Origin of the sequence: Desemzia sp. FAM 23989 (genome assembly GCF_045528345.1) — a bacterium.
In the GTDB taxonomy this organism is placed as follows: Bacteria; Bacillota; Bacilli; order Lactobacillales; family Carnobacteriaceae; genus Desemzia.
Genome location: NZ_JBGQQT010000004.1, coordinates 128198 through 147226 on the forward strand (window position 1 = coordinate 128198; position 19029 = coordinate 147226).

Here is a 19029-nt window from a genome sequence, read left to right on the forward strand (position 1 = left end):
CCTCCTTATACTTTAGGTTTTCCATATTCCAACGTTGGAACATAAATCCCCCCTAATTTCTCATCATTTCTTTTCTAATTCCCATTTCGCAACGATTTGACCTGTTTCCAAGGTGCTGATAATTTTTTGATTTGGATACATTTCTTCTAAAGCATTTAACATATCAAAACTAATCCCTTCATTACGATACGAAGGATTGATAGCAATATGACGAAGCAATACCATTTCTTCTCCAGCTTCTACCCCTATTACTCCAATAAAATCACTTGTTTCTTCACTTGACCACAAGTACAGTTGCCGGTTTTCTTCTCGTTCATACCATTCCATTTCATCATTCAATCGTTGAATGTCTTTTAAGTCTGGAATAAACGATAATAATCCCATCGTGATTTTTTTATAGTTTTTCTTATAGCCTACTAACATATTATCCTCCTGATGTTTCAAAAAGCTTGAACAAACAGCTTTTTTACAGTATCTAAAAATTACTCTAATACAATAGATTGCTCTAATTTCATTAAATCTGCATACGTTTCGCGTTTAATTGCCAAGAAGTCTTTTCCATTTTCGACAAAAACCACTGGCGGGCGAGGAATACGATTGTAATTACTTGCCATTGCATAGCCATATGCACCTGTACTGAAAACAGCTAAAATATCTTTAGACGCCGGTTTAGGCAACGGTAAATCCCAGATCAGCATATCACCTGATTCACAGGCTTTTCCTGCTATGGAATACACGTCATCGACAGGGGCACCGGCTCTATTTGCTAAAATACCTGTATATTTTGCATCATATAAGGCTGGACGAATGTTATCTGACATACCTCCGTCCACAGCCAAATAATTTCTCACCTCTGGAATGTGTTTCTGTGAACCTGTTTGATACAACGTAATTCCTGCATCTCCCACTAAACTTCGGCCTGGTTCGATCCAAATTTCTGGTATAGGCAAATCTAAGCGTGCTGTACTGGACTCCATTTCCGAAATAATCGCTTTTACATGTTCTTCAATAGCTAGAGGTTCATCTTCCGGCACATAACGGATACCAAATCCGCCACCGAGATTCAGCACCTTCAACTCGAAACCAAAATCTGTCTGCCACTTTTTAGTTTGGCTGAATAGTCGTTCGATAGCCATTTTAAAGCCGTCCGTCTCAAAAATTTGCGATCCGATATGGCTATGTAACCCTAATACCTCAAGATAAGGCATTTTGGAAATCAATTGAAGAGCCCGTTCGGCTTGTCCACTATTCATATCGAATCCAAATTTTGAATCCACTTGACCAGTAGATATATATTCATGCGTATGAGCTTCCACTCCAGGTGTAACTCGAATAAGAACTTTCGTATGTTGTTCACAGTTCCGCGTCAACCTATCTAATAGGTCCAATTCATAAAAATTATCTACTACAAAACAGCCGATTTGATAGTCTAATGCAGCTTGTATTTCTTCTTCAGACTTATTGTTCCCATGAAAATGGATTTTATGACTTGGAAATTTCGCTTGGATAGCAGTATACAATTCTCCGCCAGAAACCACATCTAATGAAACGCCTTCTTTAGCTAAGATTTGATACAAGGCTAAACAGGAAAAAGCTTTACTCGCATAAGCGACTTGTGCAGTGACATTTTTATCTGCGAAAGCTGTTTTAAATTCATTTGCTTGTGCTTTTATTCGTGCAATATCGTAAACATAGATGGGAGTACCGTATTTTTGGACTAAATCCACTGTATCGACTCCGCCGATCTCTAAATGATTGTCAGCATTGATTTTCATTGTTCCAGTCAACATATTTTCATTCATCTTTACCATACCCCTTACTCCCTTAATATACTTTAGATACTGTATCATAATATACGGTTTTTCACAACGTGCCTAAACAACAGCTTGGCTCTGTGCAAATAGGAAGGTGTTAGATCAAATAGTGATTTTGATCTAACACCTTGCTGATTTTGTACCCCTCTAAAATTGTTGCGGATTTACATATTCGCTAAAATAGCTTTTACAAAAGACTTGAATGTTTCTTTTACGCGAGTAGTGGTTTCAACCACTTCCTCGTGATTCAGGTTAGCTTGCATGCCAGCAGCTAAGTTAGTGATGCAAGAAACACCCATGACTCTTAATCCACCATGATTTGCTACGATTACTTCCGGTACAGTTGACATTCCAACTGCATCTGCTCCAAAAGTACGAGCCATTCTGATTTCTGCAGGCGTCTCGTAGGTTGGACCAGAAAAGCCCATGTAAACTCCTTCTTGTAAAGCGATACCTTGCTCTTGTGCTACTTTGCGCACTATTTCTTGGTATTCCGCATCATAAGCATGACTCATATCTGCAAAACGCGGTCCTAGATTCTCATCGTTAGGGCCATACAAAGGATTGACGCCTGTGAAGTTGATTTGATCTGTGATCATCATTAGATCGCCAGGTTCAAATGATGTATTGACTCCACCTGCAGCATTCGTGACAACAACAGAGTGAATACCTAATTCTTTCATCACACGAACCGGGAAAGTCACTTCTTCCAACGAATACCCTTCATAGTAATGGAATCTTCCTTGCATAGCTAACACCATTTGTCCGCCTAATGTACCGTATACTAATTGTCCAGCATGTCCCACAACTGTAGACACCGGGAAGTGGGGAATCGTTTCATAAGGGATCGCAACAGGTTGTTCTACTTCTTCGCCCAATTCTCCAAGCCCTGACCCAAGAATCAATCCTACATCTACTTGAGTTACCCCTTGTTCTTTAATGTAAGCTGCTGCTTCTGTAATTCTTTCTTGCATGGTTTGAGTCATAATATCCTCCTGAATAGTTTAGTTTAATTGATCGAGAAAACTTTCGCCAAATCCTGTGCTAGGCACACCAAAATTCTCTGCAATAGTGGTTCCAATATCTGCAAAATGTCCTTGAGTCATTTCTCCTGTTTGTTTCATTGATGGAGAATAAGCCAATAATGGTACATATTCACGTGTATGATCGGTTCCTGGTGCTGTAGGATCATTTCCATGATCTGCTGTAATCAACAGTAAATCGTCTTCTCTCAATTTGCCAAGAATCTCTTCCATTCGTCCGTCAAAGTCTTCAATAGCTTCACCGTAACCTTTTACATCACGACGATGACCAAAAGCTGCATCAAAGTCTACTAGATTCAAAAAGCTTAACCCGGTAAACTCTTTATCCATTATTTTCAATAGTTGGTCTACGCCATCCATATTGCTCTTGGTACGAACAAACTCTGTGATGCCTTGTCCGTTATAGATATCATTGATTTTACCAATTGCGATCACATCTTTTCCAGCATCTTTTAAGGAATCCAAGACGGTGTTGCCGAATGGATCTAACGCATAATCATGACGATTGCTGGTACGCGTGAAGTTTCCTGGTTCTCCTAGGTATGGACGGGCAATGATGCGGCCGATCATGTAAGGATCTTCTAAAGTAATGTTTCTTACATATTCGCAAATGCTGTACAATTCTTCTAACGGAATGACTTCTTCATGAGCTGCGATTTGAAGAACAGGATCTGCTGATGTATAAACGATCAAATCACCTGTTTTCATTTGATGTTCGCCGTATTCATCAATAATCTCTGTTCCACTAGCTGGTTTGTTCCCAACGATTTTACGTCCTGTATGTTCTTCGATTTTATGGATCAAGTCATCTGGGAAACCATCTGGAAATACTCTAAAAGGTGTTTGGATATTCAATCCCATGATTTCCCAGTGTCCAGTCATCGTGTCTTTTCCGACAGATACTTCTTCTAGTTTAGTGTAGTAACCTAGGTGGTCAGCTATATTTTGAACACCTTTTAAAGGACGAATATTTCCCAGTCCTAATTTTTCTAAATGGGGGATCTTTAACCCAACTTCTTCAGCAATATGACCTAATGTGTCACTGCCTACATCATTAAATTTATCAGCATCGGGAGCTTCTCCGATACCTACTGAATCCATTACGATCAAATGTACTCTTTTATATTCCAACATAATTCCTCCTTATAACTTATCTGTATGACACTCCAATTATAGATGAAAACGGATAAAATATCGAGAGTTTTCGCTGTCTTTATGCTCTTGGATGATAGGTTTTATATACTTTTGCCATCCGCTGCTTAGTAATGTGTGTGTAAATTTGAGTAGTTGAAATATCCGAATGCCCCAGTAACTCTTGCACCACTCTTAAATCAGCCCCATTTTCGAGCAGATGTGTCGCAAATGAATGCCGCAATGTATGAGGTGTCACTTCTTTTTCTATTCCAGCTTTTTCTACTAAAGCTTTTAAGTTTTTCCATATGCCTTGCCGAGTTAATTTTCTTCCGTGATGATTCAAAAACAAATAAGGGCTTCTCTTATCCGGTTTTTCTAGTTTTCTTCGGCTATACTTCAGATAGTTTTCGATCCATTTGATAGCCAGATCACCGATTGGAATGATCCGCTCTTTATCCCCTTTTCCAATGGTCTGAATCAACCCCAAAGATAAATGCAGATCATCCATTTTTAATTCCGTCAACTCGGATACCCTCAAGCCTGTCGCATACATGACTTCCAAAATAGCTCTGTCTCTCAGGCCTAAAACTTCATCCACATTTGGTGTTTCAATCATTTTTTCGACCTCTGTCATCGACAACACTTTTGGTAAGGTCTGTGCTTTTTTTGGAGTATCAATATGCAGCATCGGGTCAACAGAAGACCGTTGTTCTTGTTTCAAGTATTGGTGGAATCTTCTTAAACTGGAAACCATTCGAATAACGGTAGCAGAAGACTTCTTCAGCTCTTTTAAGTGCTGTAGAAAAGATAATATCGTATACCGATCCACTTGATGCCAATCGTCTATGGCTTCTTTTGCTAAATGATCCAAATACTGTTTTAAGTCTCTGTTGTAGCTTTCAATAGTGTTATCCGCTAAGCCACGTTCAATCCTCAAATAACGGATGTATTCTTCTAAATCTTCCTTCACTTAAAATCCGCTCCATTCCGCTTAAAAAGGTCGGTTCTTAATTCCTTTTTCAAAAAGTGCGCTATTCGGTCTAAACATTATTCCTGTTCAGCTGAATCGTTTTTTACTAAGCGTGTTTCACCGTCAACTTGAACAATTTTTCGTTGTTTCAATAAGTTTCCGATAGCGCGCTTGAATTGGCCTTTGCTGATTCCAAAATGCAATTTGATCTCTTCGGGAGAACTTTTATCTGTATATGGGAAGCTGCCATCTCTTGAACGTTCCAAGATGGCTAACAACATAGCCGCATCTTCAGGAATAGCTTCATGGGCTCTAGGTTTTAAGGAAATATTGACGGTTCCTTCTTGTCCGATTCCAATGACACGACCAGAAATTTCTTCTCCTAGTCTGGGTTCTGCATCTCTTTGAGAAGGATGGATAAAGCCTAAATGATTGCCTTCTGTCAACACATAGGTTCCAACAACTTTTAAACGGTAAGCAATGCCTTTAATGTCTTTATTGACTAATTCTTCCGAAGCTTTTTTTGACAATGAAACAAAAAATTCTTCATCCGCTAATTCGCCCCACATCCGGTCTTTTTCATCCACGCGAAGGGTTACTAATAATTGATCGCCTTTTTTAGGCCATAATTGTTTTTCTGTCGGCAATTCATCCAGCGAAACAACAATTTCTTTATCGGGTAATCCAATATCCACGAAAACACCTAAGTCTCTGCGTACATCAATAACTTTGCTGAAAGCATATTGTCCGATTTGTACCTTAGGAAGATCTTGAGTTAGCTTGTAATCCTTGTTTAAAGAAACATAGGCAAACCCTTCTACAGCATCTCCAAGTTCATATGACGTTGTTTCCGTCTTTGGCAGCTCATAAGTAATACCGCTCTTTTGCACAAAGTAAGCTTTGTCATTAATATCGGTTACGATTCCCGTAATAATTGTTCCTAATGATTGATTCATAGTTATACACTCCTTAAAGTTTTTTCTTTTTTTAGTTTACCATAATTTTATTATGTAAAATACAAATTAAAACGAAAAAACTCCCAGAAAGTAGATTTCTGAGAGTTGCCTTTTTTATTGCTTGAATGAACTTAGATAGCAGATGTAGCTCCACGGTATACGATACCACGGCGAGAGTCTACTGTAATCAATTCATTGTCAGAAATAACACTAGTTGCATCTTCTGTACCAACAATAACTGGAATTCCCATAGCAATCCCAATTACTGCAGCATGACTTGTTAAACCACCTTGTTCAACAATAATTGCAGCAGCTTTTTCGATAGCAGGCAAGTAATCTTTGTCTGTAGTCTTAGTTACTAATACGCAACCTTCTACACTCTTTTCATTAGCTTCTTGAGCGTTTAAAGCTACAACAGCTTTACCAATAACAGATTCATTACCAACGCCATGTCCGCGTACTAGTTTAGAACCGATCATTTGAATTTTCATCAAGTTAGTTGTTCCACGTTCTCCAACTGGAACACCAGCCGTAATAATGATCAAATCGCCTTCTTTAGCATACCCTTTATCTTGAGCAATACCTGTAGCTAAGTTGAACATATCGTCTGTGGATTCTGGTTTTTCAGAAACTGTTGGGTAAACACCCCATGATAAAGCTAATCCGCGCATAGTTCTTTCAGAGAAAGTAACTGCTACAATAGTAGATTTTGGACGGTATTTAGAAATCATTTGAGCTGTGTGTCCTGATTCAGTTGCCGCAACGATAGTATCAATGTTCAAGTTACGGGCTGTATATCCTACAGATTGTCCAATAGCTTCTGTCATATCGCCTTGGTCGTAAGCTTTTAATGTGAATGAATCTTGGTTTACTAATGCTTCTTCAGTACGAACAGCGATACGTGCCATTGTTTGAACAGCTTCAACTGGGTAATCTCCAGCAGCTGTTTCACCAGATAACATGATTGCATCTGTACCGTCAAAGATAGCATTTGCCACGTCACTTGCTTCAGCACGTGTTGGACGAGGATTGTTTTGCATTGAATCCAACATTTGTGTTGCTGTAATAACTGGTTTACCTAAAGCATTACATTTGCGGATCAAGTCTTTTTGAACAATAGGAACTTCTTCCGTTGGGATTTCTACACCAAGGTCTCCACGAGCAACCATTAAACCATCAGAAACTTTTAAGATTTCGTCAATATTGTCTACGCCTTCTTGGCTTTCGATTTTAGGGATGATTTTAACATGAGTCATGTTTTCTTCTTCTAAAATTTGAGTGATTTCTAATACATCAGTAGCGCGACGTACGAAACTTGCTGCAATAAAATCGATATCTTGGCTTAAACCAAAACGGATATCAGCAGCATCTTTTTCAGTGATACCAGGAAGGTTAACAGAAACGCCTGGTACGTTTACACCTTTTTTGTTTTTCAATGTTCCGGCATTTTGTACAGTCGTTACAATTTCTTGGTTGTCCATGTCAATATCAGTTACCAATAAATCGATCAAACCATCATCTAATAAAATGTGAGAACCAGGATTTACATCGTTGATCAATTCAGCGTAAGTTACAGAGAACTTTTCTTGTGTTCCTTCAACTTCGTTCATTGCAACGCGTACAACCTCTCCAGTAGAAAAGACTACTTTTCCTTCTTTCATGTTGTGAGTACGTATTTCTGGTCCTTTTGTATCTAATAAGAGAGCAACCATTTTCCCAGTGATTCTTGAAGCTTCGCGAATATTTTTAATTCTTGCTCCATGTTCTTCAAAGTCCCCGTGTGAGAAATTTAATCGTGCAACGTTCATTCCTGCATCGATCATCTTTACTAAATAATCTACGGACTCACTTGCTGGTCCAATAGTACAAACAATTTTTGTTTTTTTCATTATTCAAAACTCCTAACTTATTAGTTTAACTTTTTAAATTTTATACACATGATTATTGGATTCACTATTTATCTTACCGCAGAAAAATAAGTAAATCCACTTTTTGAAGAAATCTTTAGTTAGAAATTTCTTGGTTTAGTTTGTATAATGAAACATCTGGTTGGTGTATTCCTTTTTCCAAGGTTGTAACGATATCAGAAGCAATCATTTTATTGTTCACGATTCCCAAGCAAAGTCCGCCCATACCTTCTTTTAGGTAGTCAACAGCTCTAGCTCCAAATTGGCTAGCTAAAACGCGGTCTCTGGCAGTAGGCGATCCTCCACGTTGAACGTGTCCTAAAACAGTTACACGAGCATGGAAATCTCCAAATTTATACAATTCTTCTGCAAAATTATTCCCATTCATTACCCCTTCAGCAAGGATAATAATCGTATGTTTTTTCCCTTTTTCACGGCCTTCAGTAATCTTAGCAGCTACTTCAGCCATGTCAAATTCTTTCTCCGGAATGATGATTTGTTCTACTCCACCAGATACGCCTGCCCAAAGAGCGATGTCTCCAGCATTCCGTCCCATAACTTCTACAATAAAAGTACGAACATGACTAGTAGCCGTATCACGAATTTTATCTAAAGAGTCCAAAACAGTATTGATAGCAGTATCGAATCCAATACAAAAATCAGTTCCTGGAATATCGTTGTCGATTGTTCCTGGAAGACCAATAGTTGGGTACCCATGTTTTGTAAGAGCAAGAGCGCCTCTATAAGAACCGTCTCCACCAACAACTACTAAGCCTTCGATACCAAATTTCTTTAATTGTTCAATCCCTTTTAATTGCCCTTCTTCAGTAGCAAATTCAGGATAACGTGCTGAATAAAGAAAAGTACCCCCTCTAGAAATCATATCTCCTACATCGTTATGGTGTAATTGACGAATATCTCCAGCTACTAAGCCAGCATATCCATAATTGATTCCGAAAACTTCCATTCCTTCGTAAAGAGCTTTACGAACAACAGCTCTAATAGCTGCGTTCATTCCAGGAGCGTCTCCTCCACTTGTTAAAACAGCGATACGTTTCATATTCCACTTTCACCTCATAAAAGTTATAGTAAACAAAAAATATAAATATAAAGATGATCCTGTATAAATAATGTGATATTTATTTATACATAAATAAGCCAACAAGGACATTCTACCATTTTTCAGATAAATTGTCTTATGAATTCTGTTATTCTTTTCAGATATTTTTCATTTTTTAGAATATTTTAATCTCACTCGATCACAATGTTTCCTTTGCCTAATAAATCTTCAACTGCTTTTACGAGTTCTGGAGAATTTTTTATCCAAAATTTCTCTTGCAATCCCATTTTTTTATTGGTCTTGACATAATATAAAATAACCGGAATCGCACCTGGATAATCTGCTAAATATTCTTGTAATCGGTTTAGAGTAGCGTTGTCTTCATTGGTCTCTTCTATGCGAATAAAACATTTTTTCGTCTCTCGGTTTTCTTCCAACTTCTCGGCTTCTTGTATTTGATGTACCAAGACCTGCAGACCTTGTCCCGCTCTGGCTTCTACCTTTCCTTCCACGTACAACACTTTGCTTTTTTCGAGCGATTGGATGTATTTACGGTAAACTTTTGGGAACAATGTCAAAGAGATGTCTCCGGAAGTATCACTGATTTCTACAAAAGCCATCGGTTCACCTTTTTTAGTGGTGATTTTTTTGATTTCTTTTACTTGTCCGATTAGTTTTGCGGTCTTTCCATTGACCAGATCTTTAATGTAAGAAGCTTGTTTTACTTTGCGCAAATCATCGTATTTTTCAGTAGGGTGTCCAGACAAATACACTCCTAAATACGTATTTTCTGCTTCCAATTTTTCAGCTGCAGTCATGTCAGGAGCTTCTTCGTACTTAGGCTGCAATACATCAAACAGTCCTACATTGTCACCGCTGAATTTGACGCTTGTCAGAATATTTTCCAGTGAATGGATCAACGTCCCTCTGGAATATTGGAAGTCGTCAAATGCTCCTACATAAACCAACGGCAAGATAAATTCTTCTTTCAACCACTTCGTATCCATTCTTCTCAAAAAATGAATAAAGTCTTTATACGATCCTTCATTTCTTCTCTTTTGGATGATTTCAGACACATAGTCTCTTCTCAATCCTTTTATAGTAGCTAAACCAAAGAGAATGCCGGATCCTTTTTTGGTAAAATGCGAATAACTTTGATTGATGTCTGGATTAAATACAGGGATTTTCCTTTTTTTCGCTTCCAACAAATAATCTTTCATTTTAGTGGTATTGTGCAGCGCTGAATTTAACAGCGCGATATAGAAAGCTTGTGGGTGATGCACTTTGATATAGGCCATTTGATACCCGATAAAAGAATAGGCGATCGAATGGGAACGGTTAAAACCATAGTTGGCAAAGCGTTCAATATAATCGTACACTTTTTTAGCGTCTTGTTCAGCGTACCCCTGTTCTTTAGCCCCTTTTACAAAATGGACTCTTTCAGCATCAATCAATTCTTTTTTCTTTTTCCCGATAGCTCTGCGTAAGATATCAGCTTGTCCTAAAGAATACCCTGCCATTTTAGAAGCCACTTGCATAACTTGCTCTTGATAAACCATTACTCCATAAGTCACTTCTAAAATCTCTTTTAAACTTTCGTGCGGATATTCAATCGGCAATTCGCCTTTCTTCCGTTTGACAAATACATCGATCTGTTCCATTGGACCTGGACGATATAAAGCATTGACCGCTGCAATGTCTTCTATCGATTCGGGATGGAGTTTTCGCAATACATTTTTGATACCACCAGACTCAAACTGGAAAATCCCTACTGTATCTGCTCGTTGGAACAATTTCAGTGTTTCTGGATCATCCATCGGAATGTCTTGAGCCTGGAGAGGTGTTCCGGTGTCTTGTTGAATGATTTTCAATGCTTCTCCTAAAATCGTCAGGTTTTTCAATCCTAGAAAATCCATTTTCAATAAACCAATTTCCTCTACATTTCCCATCGGATATTGTGTTAATGCTATTGAATTGCTGCCTTCTTGAAGCGGAATAACAGACTCTAGCTTCTGGTCGCTGATCACTACACCTGCCGCATGTGTGGAAGTGTGTCGGGGCAGCCCTTCGATTTTTTTAGCTGTCTCGAACATCAATTGATTTTGATTATTCTTATTGACCAGCTGCTGTAAAGCAGAAGACTGTCGATAAGCTTCTTCTAAAGTAATGCCCAGCTGACTAGGAATCGCTTTTGACCATTGGTTAGACTCTTCTTGTTTCAACCCAAATACACGGGCCGTATCTCTAAGTGCCATTTTTGCTGCCAACGTACCGAATGTAATAATCTGTGCGACATGGTCTTTTCCATATTTGTTTTTGACGTATTGTAAAACTTCATCTCGTCGATTATCGGGAAAATCCAAATCGATATCCGGCATATTGTATCGTTCTTCGTTTAAAAACCGTTCAAACAGCAAGTTGTAGCGTATAGGATCTACATCTGTTATCTCAAGTACAAACGAAACGAGAGAACCAGCTGCGGATCCTCGGCCTGCCCCAGTAACGATTTTAGCTTGATGAGCGTAAGCCATGACATCCCAAACAATCAAGAAGTAATCTTCAAAGCCCATTTTTTGAATCACACTCAATTCATAAGCCAATCGTTTTTTATAGCGGTCATCTGCATGTGGAACTCTTTTTTTCAGCCCTTTTTGACATAACTCTTCTAAGTAAGCTGTCGTAGCTTTTCCATTTTCAATCGGATATTTAGGCAGCAATCGTTGCTGCAAAGGGATGTCCATTGCAACACGCTTAGCTATCTTAGCTGTATTTTGAGCTGCTTCTTCTAGACCAGCTTCTCTGAATTGCTGCTCCATCGCTGAACATTCTGGTAAATTGCGCGTACCAAATAAAGTTCCGTCTTGGCTTGTCAGCTGTTCTCCTTTATCAATCGATCGAAGTACTTTTAAACTGAATGCATCTTCTTGATTTAAATAACGCACATCATTCAAAGCGACCGTCTCTATCGCTAGTTCCTCTGTTAAATGAATTAACTGATCCTTGATCGACGACAAGTCTTCGTGCAGTTGGATACCGATCAAAAATTGATCGGCTGAAAATAGTTCTTTGTATTTCCTAGCCACTGTTCCAGCTTCATCAAATTGTCCATTTAACAATAATTGTTCGATTTCCCCTGTTTCTCCTGGTGATAAAGCAATCAATCCTTCTATATAAGGGGCCAATTCTGCAAAAGAGAAAGGCTGATCAGGAGACAGCATTTTTTTCGTAGACAACGAAATCAACTGTTGATAACCTTGGTTTGTTTCAGCTAGTAAGACCAGCGAAAATGTTTGATCGGATTGGACAGATCCCATCATTTCAAGTGTCAGCCCTACAATGGGTTTAATCTCATGTTTGAGACACAATTTATAAAAGTCGACGGCTCCATAAAGTACATTTTGATCGGTCAAAGCTAGAGCTTCATAGCCTCTTTCTTTAGCAGATAAGACTAGTTCTTCAACAGATAAAGTACTTTGAAGCAATGAGTAGGCACTATTCACCTGTAATTGCACAAAAGACATCCGGTATCCTCCTCTTCATAAGTTTGAATCCTTTTTACAATTATGTATTACTGCATCTCTTCTTTACTAAGATTCGTCTTCGAATTGCACACTTCTTTATTATACTCTGAAGTGGAGGAAAACCGCAAATTCTCCTCAAAAATCATCAGCTTTTACTTTCATTCTTAAAAAAAAGTGGTAGAATGAGGATGAAGAAAGAGGGTGTTGATACCATGAAATATATCGCAACATTATTTTGGGGATTTTGCTTAGGACAAGTAGTGAATTACATCGGAAGTTCTTTAACCAGCGGAACTTATTCCTTTTTCACAGCTACTTTAATTGGTTTATTGAGTGCAGTACTGGTTATCTTATTGACTTCTGCTATTCCGAAACCTCCAGAAACACAACATTAATCTACTATTCAACTGAATGAAATCATCTCAAAAAAAAGAAGCCGGAATTTAAATCCCGGCTTCTTTTTTGCTTATTCTGAATCTAATTGGGCAACCTCAACGGCCAAATGCTCTTCTCTGACAGTTAATACAGCTGTCGCTCCAGGATAAATTGTTCCTGCAATAATTTGTTTGGCAATCGGCGTTTCTACTTCTTTTGTCAGATACCGTTGCAAAGGCCGCGCTCCATAGGCTGGATCGTACGCTTTTTCAGCGATCCAAGATTGGGCTTCTTCCGTGATATCCAAGCTGATCTCTTGCTGTAGCAACCGTTTTTCTAAGTCTTTAGTCATTTTCAACACGATTTTCTTCACGACTTCAAAATTCAATGGTGCAAATAGAATCGTATCGTCAATCCGATTTAAAAACTCTGGTTTGAAGCTGGCTCTTAGCAAGTTCAACACTTCATCTTTCGTGTGTTGCGCAATTTCGCCTTTTTCATTGGTTCCGTCCAATAGCAAACCTGATCCAATATTGCTGGTCATAATCAAGACGGTATTCTTAAAGTCTACTACGCGACCTTTAGAATCCGTTAATCGTCCATCGTCTAACACTTGCAGTAAGATATTAAACACATCGGGGTGAGCTTTTTCAATTTCATCCAATAAAATAATCGTATACGGACTTCTTCTGACAGCTTCCGTCAATTGCCCACCTTCTTCGTACCCTACATAACCAGGAGGTGCTCCGACTAATCTGGAAACGGTGTGTTTCTCCATATACTCACTCATATCAATACGCACCATATGGTCTTGGGAATCAAACAGGTTTTCAGCCAAAGTTTTAGCCAATTCGGTTTTTCCTACACCGGTTGGTCCCAAGAATAAGAATGAGCCTAATGGTTTATTTGGATTTTGGATACCTGCACGTGCTCGAATAACCGCATCTGTCACACTCTCTACTGCCTCATCCTGGCCAATCACTCTTGATTTCATATTCTCCGCCAAATTCAATAGTTTTTCGCGTTCGCCTTTGACTAATCGATTAACCGGAATACCAGTCAATCTACCGACGACTAAGGCAATTTCTTCTTCCGTAACCGATTCTTGCACTAAACGATTCACATTCGAATCGAGTTGAGCTTGGCTGTCTTCCAACTCTTTCAATTCTTTTTCAAGCGCTGGAATTTCTCCATGACGCAAGACGGCTGCACGTTCTAAATCATAACGTCCTTCAGCATCCTCTAATTCATGGCGTAACTGATCCAATTTTTCTCTTTTATCTCTTAAATGATTTACTTGATTCTTTTCAGCATCCCATTTCGATTGCAATTGACTGGCTTCTTCTTTCAACTCGGCCAGTTCTTCTTGAATGATGTCCAGTCTTCGCTTGCTGGCTTCATCTTGCTCTTTTTTCAAAGCCGCTTCTTCGATTTCCAACTGCATCACACGTCTTCTGACTTGATCCAGTTCAGTAGGCATCGAATTCATTTCCACACGAATGGTTGCGCAAGCTTCATCAACTAAATCAATGGCTTTGTCCGGCAAAAAACGGTCCGTAATGTAGCGATTCGATAAGGTTGCTGCCGCTACAATAGCATTATCGTGGATGTTGACACTGTGATAAATCTCAAAACGTTCTTTTAGTCCACGTAAGATACTAATGGTTTCTTCAACGGTTGGTTCATTAACCAATACTTTTTGGAAACGACGTTCTAACGCTTTATCCGTTTCCACGTATTGACGGTATTCATCTAACGTCGTTGCTCCAATACAATGCAACTCTCCACGAGCCAACATAGGTTTCAGCAAGTTTCCAGCATCCATGCTGCCTTCTGTTTTGCCCGCTCCCACGATGGTGTGAATTTCATCAATGAATAAGATAATTTGTCCATCACTTTTCTTCACTTCTTTTAAAACTGCTTTTAATCGTTCTTCAAATTCGCCTCGGTATTTCGCTCCAGCGATCAAAGCACCCATATCTAAGGAGTAAACGGTTTTATCTTTCAAATTCTCTGGAACATCTCTGCGCACGATGCGTTGCGCTAGTCCTTCTACAATAGCCGTTTTACCTACCCCCGGCTCTCCTATCAAGACAGGATTATTCTTTGTTTTCCGAGATAATATCCGGATCACATTTCGTATTTCTTCATCTCTTCCTATAATAGGATCTTGTTTCCCGCTTTTAACGGCTTCAATCAAATCAGTCCCATATTTTTTCAATGCTTCATAGTTTTCTTCTTGATTTTGTGAAGTCACTCGTTCCCCACCTCTTAGTTCTTCAATTTTAGTGCGCAAGTTTTTTTCTGTCAGCCCTTGAGCCGTTAATTCTTTCGTCAGTGAATGATTTTTAAGTTTCATTAAGGCCAATAAAAAAATCTCCGTAGACACAAACTCATCTTGAAAGGTCTCACTGATTTTATCGGCTTCCGTCATCAAGTTAAACAGATTTTGGCTCATCGATTGCCCATATTGAAGGTTACTTCCTTGAACGACCGATATTTTATCTAATTCCTGATCAATCACTTGTTCAAATTGATCCGTATCGATGCCGACTTGGTCATAAATATTCTTTGCAAAATGATTTGGTGTCAAAAATATTTTCCATAAATGAGCAATGTCAATCTCTTGATGTTGTCTAGTCACAGCGATCTGTTGTGCCTCGCTTAAGGCTTCTTGCATCGTACTTGTTAATTTGTTCAGCTCCATATTTTCCACCACTTTCAGTTGAATGATTTACTATAAGTCTATTTTACTCTTTTGGTCAATAATGGTCAAACATTTTCATTGCTCAAACAAACTATTTTTGGAGATTCTATGACAAGTGTATACTAAATACAAGCGGATAGCTTACGAGAAACTCATAGAAAGGATGTCATTATGAAAGCAATCGTTATCAACCAATACGGTTCTGCTGACGAACTAGTCGAACAAGAGGTACCTCTTCCAGAAATAAACGATGACCAGGTATTAATGGAGTTAAAAGCTACTTCCATCAATCCTGTTGATTGGAAAATGCGTGAAGGTTATCTAAAAGAGATGTTGCCTTATAAATTTCCAATCATTTTAGGCTGGGATGCAGCGGGGATCGTAAAAAAAGTTGGAAATCAGGTGACCGCTTTCCAACCAGGAGATAAAGTGTTTGCACGGCCTAAAACCAACCCAACCGGTACTTATGCAGAATATGTAGCTGTTGAGGAGGATTTGGTGTGTTCTCTTCCAGAAAACAGTTCTTTTGATGAAGCTGCAGCCATTCCGCTCACAGGCCAAACAGCTTGGGTAGCGTTAGTAGAGATTGCACACATCAAAAAAGGCGACCGTGTCCTAATTCATGGAGGTTCTGGTGGTGTTGGCCATTTAGCGATCCAGATCGCCAAACATTTCGGCGCTTATGTAGCCGCAACCGCTAGTGGAAAAAATGAAGCTTTTGTTCAATCGATGGGTGCGGATGAGTTCATTAATTATAAAGAACAAGACTTTGAAACCTTATTGAGTGATTACGACATCGTACTAGATACGCAAGGTGGAGAAACACAAGAAAAGAGTTTTTCGGTGCTGAAACGCGGCGGCACATTAGTCTCTATTGCTGCTCCGCCGGATGAAGAAAAAGCTGCTGAAAAAGGCATTAAGACTGGCTATTTCTTCTTAGAACCAGATGGAGAAAGATTGCAGGAATTAGCTGAACTAATGAAAAATGACGAATTGAAAGTCACCATTGGTAAGACTGTTCCTTTTACTGAGGAAGGTCTGCGTGAAGCTCATAGAGTTAGTGAAGAACACGGAGTGGTTGGAAAAATCGTGGTTCAGATAGGCAAATAAAAATCGTCAGAGTTATTCTGATTAGGGCATAAGAACCCCCGCTGAAGAATTTTCGAAATGAAAATTCTTCAGCGGGGGTTCTTTAATGGCTCAAAAGTATTATTTTAATAATGGTTCCATTCACTAATCTGTTGGCGTGCTTAATTACGATATATACTCTGATACAAAATCTTGAACTTTTTTCTGATACTCTCCTTTGTTCTGTTCATAGGTTATTTATCGACCATTAAAGACGGTACGACAAAAGAGGTGCTATCTCATTATGTGTCTGATAACCTAAAACTGGATATTTCTTTAAATACTGTTGATTTATGAATAAGCGCCCACGGCGCAACGCTACACGCAGATGCCTTTATCCATTCAGACCAAGGTGTCCATTACACTAGTCCAAAATTTCATAAAAAGTTGGCAGCTAATCAGTTAGGGCAGTCCATGTCTAGAAGAGGTAATTGTTGGGATAACGCTCCACAAGAGTCGTTCTTTGGGCATTTGAAAGATGAAATGAAGTATAAAGAGTGTACAAATTTAAAAGGATTGCGAGCAATTGTAGATAATTACATTGACTATTATAATAATGAACGCGGACAATGGAATCTAAAAAAATTGCCCCCTGCTCAATACAGGAAGCAGTTTTTTATGGATGTTGCATAAGGTCTCTTTTTTTTTAATGTCCTTGACATAGGGTCCATTTCAAAATGATGAAGAAACTTTTATGGGTTCTTTTTCAAGACGGTAACTTTAGTGACATGGTTGATGAGGTAAACCTGCCCTATTCTGAAGTTACTACCACCATAGAAAAGAAGCAGGAACTTAATATCACGTTAAATTCTAATTTGATTAGACAGTCTACTGATGCAACAACAACAGAATTATTGACTCCATCAAATTACTAACTAGTCTTTTTAAATGAAAAGTTAGAAATAGTAGCTGTTTATATTTACTAACTAAAACACAAAAATAAGGATAGTAGGATATCAACATTCTACTGTCCTTATTGTGTTTTTATGGCCCATCCCATAAAAAATTCACCACAAGCTCATCCACTTGAGTATTTTCATGCAGCTGACTGTGGCGAGCTTGCGACCCGGTAATGATTTCAGTTCGATACTCTAATCCATTCATTTGCATTAAATAACCAATGGCGAGTGCACTTCTGCTTGGGACAGTCCCATCTCCTTCTGATCCATCTTCTAAATCCCCCACAATATTCAGCATTTTAGTTGCTTTAGGGTAATCTTGGATACCAGCTGCATAGTTACTATACCGTTCACTGAGGACTAGTGGACCATTTTGATTCAATGCATCTATAGATTGTTCTTCATTACCTGAAACAAAATTATTAAACGGTGCGCCGATCGCAATAAATTTGTTGACCACTGGCAGCGATTCATCCTTTCCATAAGTAATTAAATACCGGAAACTGCTCACACCACCCATAGAGTGGCCCACTAGATTTACCTCTTCAATCTGGTACGTCTGATTTAAATAGCTTAAAACAGCTTTGATCCACTCGGTTTGGTTCAGTTCACTATTTTTATTATCCGTAAACAATACCTGAATCATGGGATTGACTACCTGGTCATCCCAAGTCCCTGTAGCAGAAACAGTTCCATCTGGCTGAACAGTTACAGTTAATACCTTCTTTCCAAAATAGTTGGATTCAAAACGAGACAACATCCCATCAAAGCTCCCCTTTGTTCCTCCATATCCATGTATGAACAAAGACGGAATGGCTGTCTGATTTCTGTTTAGAGAAATACTGTTGGAAAGAACAGCATCACTAGTATTCGTTAAATTTGATACAACAGATGTGCGGCTTTCTTTAACTGGCTCCGTTTTTTCCTTCCCGCACCCTATACTCAGCAAGCTGAATAAAATAATGAAGAAAGAAATGGTGAGCGTCTTTCGCATACCATCACACTCCTGACTATTTTCTCATAAGCTGTATGCTAAACATTGTTTCGCGAATAACAGCACCATACTCTTTTTTGATTATAATTCTTCTAGTCGTCTTTTACGAATACTAATAGGTGAAAAAACAAACCGGTAATATCCTCACATGCAATACTATCGGTTTATTTTTTTGAATATAGCTTAATTAAAATCTCTTCGTTCCCGATAAAGCTAGTTCATTGTCATCCTAACCTTCTATTTTTCAGCTTTTGATTGAGAATCGAGTATAATTAGCGGGTACTAAATAACTGTTCATTTAGATAATATGGTGGGCAACTCTCTATTTTTTTTAATTCTCTATACAAAAGCCAACTCATGATGGGAAGCATAATCACAAACAAAATAGAGCCGATCACTAGTGTTGCATGAAACATAATATGTTTCACAATGTTATGTATCCTATTCCAATATGCAAAAAAGTCCTTTATACTGAACTTGGATGACTTATCCAAGACCAATAAAAAGGACCCAACTTATGG

The 19029-nt window shown here is 38.6% G+C and carries 13 protein-coding genes and 1 pseudogene; 3 read left to right on the top strand and 11 right to left on the bottom strand.

Annotated elements, in window-relative coordinates:
* Window positions 1-63: 63 nt before the first annotated feature.
* The 9 genes from ACEN36_RS04180 to dnaE form a co-directional block, all read right to left on the bottom strand.
* On the bottom strand, window positions 64-423 hold the full coding sequence (locus tag ACEN36_RS04180; protein ID WP_407097617.1) for a GNAT family N-acetyltransferase: 360 nt from the start codon (window positions 421-423) through the stop codon (window positions 64-66).
* A 59-nt stretch (window positions 424-482) separates the two neighbouring features.
* Window positions 483-1802 carry a diaminopimelate decarboxylase gene (gene lysA / locus ACEN36_RS04185; protein WP_407097623.1) on the bottom strand — a complete coding sequence of 440 codons (1320 nt, stop codon included), beginning with the start codon at window positions 1800-1802 and terminating at the stop codon, window positions 483-485.
* A 176-nt stretch (window positions 1803-1978) separates the two neighbouring features.
* The gene (locus tag ACEN36_RS04190) at window positions 1979-2800 is read right to left on the bottom strand and encodes a purine-nucleoside phosphorylase (RefSeq protein ID WP_407126014.1); all 822 of its coding nucleotides are present in this window, start codon (window positions 2798-2800) and stop codon (window positions 1979-1981) included.
* Between the two features lie 18 nt (window positions 2801-2818).
* The gene (gene deoB / locus ACEN36_RS04195) at window positions 2819-3988 is read right to left on the bottom strand and encodes a phosphopentomutase (RefSeq protein ID WP_407126015.1); all 1170 of its coding nucleotides are present in this window, start codon (window positions 3986-3988) and stop codon (window positions 2819-2821) included.
* Between the two features lie 82 nt (window positions 3989-4070).
* Window positions 4071-4961 carry a site-specific tyrosine recombinase XerD gene (xerD, locus tag ACEN36_RS04200; RefSeq protein WP_407097614.1) on the bottom strand — a complete coding sequence of 297 codons (891 nt, stop codon included), beginning with the start codon at window positions 4959-4961 and terminating at the stop codon, window positions 4071-4073.
* 77 nt (window positions 4962-5038) lie between these two features.
* Complete coding sequence (locus ACEN36_RS04205) at window positions 5039-5917, bottom strand: S1 RNA-binding domain-containing protein (protein ID WP_407101774.1); 879 nt, start codon at window positions 5915-5917, stop codon at window positions 5039-5041.
* A gap of 131 nt (window positions 5918-6048) precedes the next feature.
* On the bottom strand, window positions 6049-7806 hold the full coding sequence (pyk, locus tag ACEN36_RS04210; RefSeq protein ID WP_407101772.1) for a pyruvate kinase: 1758 nt from the start codon (window positions 7804-7806) through the stop codon (window positions 6049-6051).
* Window positions 7807-7921: 115 nt separating this feature from the next.
* Window positions 7922-8884, bottom strand: coding sequence for a 6-phosphofructokinase (gene pfkA, locus ACEN36_RS04215; RefSeq protein WP_407097611.1), 963 nt, complete (start codon window positions 8882-8884; stop codon window positions 7922-7924).
* A 191-nt stretch (window positions 8885-9075) separates the two neighbouring features.
* Window positions 9076-12405 (bottom strand): DNA polymerase III subunit alpha, encoded by a 3330-nt coding sequence (gene dnaE, locus ACEN36_RS04220; protein ID WP_407101770.1) that lies wholly within the window; start codon window positions 12403-12405, stop codon window positions 9076-9078.
* A gap of 212 nt (window positions 12406-12617) precedes the next feature.
* On the opposite strand from dnaE, the gene ACEN36_RS04225 reads away from it, so the two are divergent.
* Window positions 12618-12800 carry a YjzD family protein gene (locus ACEN36_RS04225; protein ID WP_407095309.1) on the top strand — a complete coding sequence of 61 codons (183 nt, stop codon included), beginning with the start codon at window positions 12618-12620 and terminating at the stop codon, window positions 12798-12800.
* A 71-nt stretch (window positions 12801-12871) separates the two neighbouring features.
* On the opposite strand, the gene clpB is transcribed toward ACEN36_RS04225, so the two are convergent.
* Window positions 12872-15487, bottom strand: coding sequence for an ATP-dependent chaperone ClpB (gene clpB / locus ACEN36_RS04230; protein ID WP_407126016.1), 2616 nt, complete (start codon window positions 15485-15487; stop codon window positions 12872-12874).
* A gap of 171 nt (window positions 15488-15658) precedes the next feature.
* Here clpB and ACEN36_RS04235 point away from each other — a divergent pair, with 171 nt between their 5' ends.
* Both ACEN36_RS04235 and ACEN36_RS04240 read left to right on the top strand, forming a co-directional pair.
* Window positions 15659-16597: an NADP-dependent oxidoreductase gene (locus tag ACEN36_RS04235; RefSeq protein ID WP_407126017.1), complete on the top strand. Its 939-nt coding sequence runs from the start codon at window positions 15659-15661 to the stop codon at window positions 16595-16597.
* A 213-nt stretch (window positions 16598-16810) separates the two neighbouring features.
* A pseudogene (locus tag ACEN36_RS04240) lies at window positions 16811-17248 on the top strand (IS3 family transposase); the annotation flags it as partial.
* Between the two features lie 351 nt (window positions 17249-17599).
* Here the strand turns inward: ACEN36_RS04240 and ACEN36_RS04245 are convergent.
* Entirely contained in the window at window positions 17600-18508 is a 909-nt protein-coding gene (locus tag ACEN36_RS04245; RefSeq protein WP_407126018.1) for an alpha/beta fold hydrolase, read from the bottom strand.
* Between the last annotated feature and the right edge of the window lie 521 nt (window positions 18509-19029).

Coding starts and splice junctions, on each gene's coding strand:
- ACEN36_RS04180 (WP_407097617.1), bottom strand. CDS start 423: ATGTTAGTAGGCTATAAGAAAAACTATAAAAAAATCACGATGGGATTA.
- lysA (WP_407097623.1), bottom strand. CDS start 1,802: ATGAATGAAAATATGTTGACTGGAACAATGAAAATCAATGCTGACAAT.
- ACEN36_RS04190 (WP_407126014.1), bottom strand. CDS start 2,800: ATGACTCAAACCATGCAAGAAAGAATTACAGAAGCAGCAGCTTACATT.
- ACEN36_RS04205 (WP_407101774.1), bottom strand. CDS start 5,917: ATGAATCAATCATTAGGAACAATTATTACGGGAATCGTAACCGATATT.
- pyk (WP_407101772.1), bottom strand. CDS start 7,806: ATGAAAAAAACAAAAATTGTTTGTACTATTGGACCAGCAAGTGAGTCC.
- pfkA (WP_407097611.1), bottom strand. CDS start 8,884: ATGAAACGTATCGCTGTTTTAACAAGTGGAGGAGACGCTCCTGGAATG.
- dnaE (WP_407101770.1), bottom strand. CDS start 12,405: ATGTCTTTTGTGCAATTACAGGTGAATAGTGCCTACTCATTGCTTCAA.
- ACEN36_RS04225 (WP_407095309.1), top strand. CDS start 12,618: ATGAAATATATCGCAACATTATTTTGGGGATTTTGCTTAGGACAAGTA.
- clpB (WP_407126016.1), bottom strand. CDS start 15,487: ATGGAGCTGAACAAATTAACAAGTACGATGCAAGAAGCCTTAAGCGAG.
- ACEN36_RS04235 (WP_407126017.1), top strand. CDS start 15,659: ATGAAAGCAATCGTTATCAACCAATACGGTTCTGCTGACGAACTAGTC.
- ACEN36_RS04245 (WP_407126018.1), bottom strand. CDS start 18,508: ATGCGAAAGACGCTCACCATTTCTTTCTTCATTATTTTATTCAGCTTG.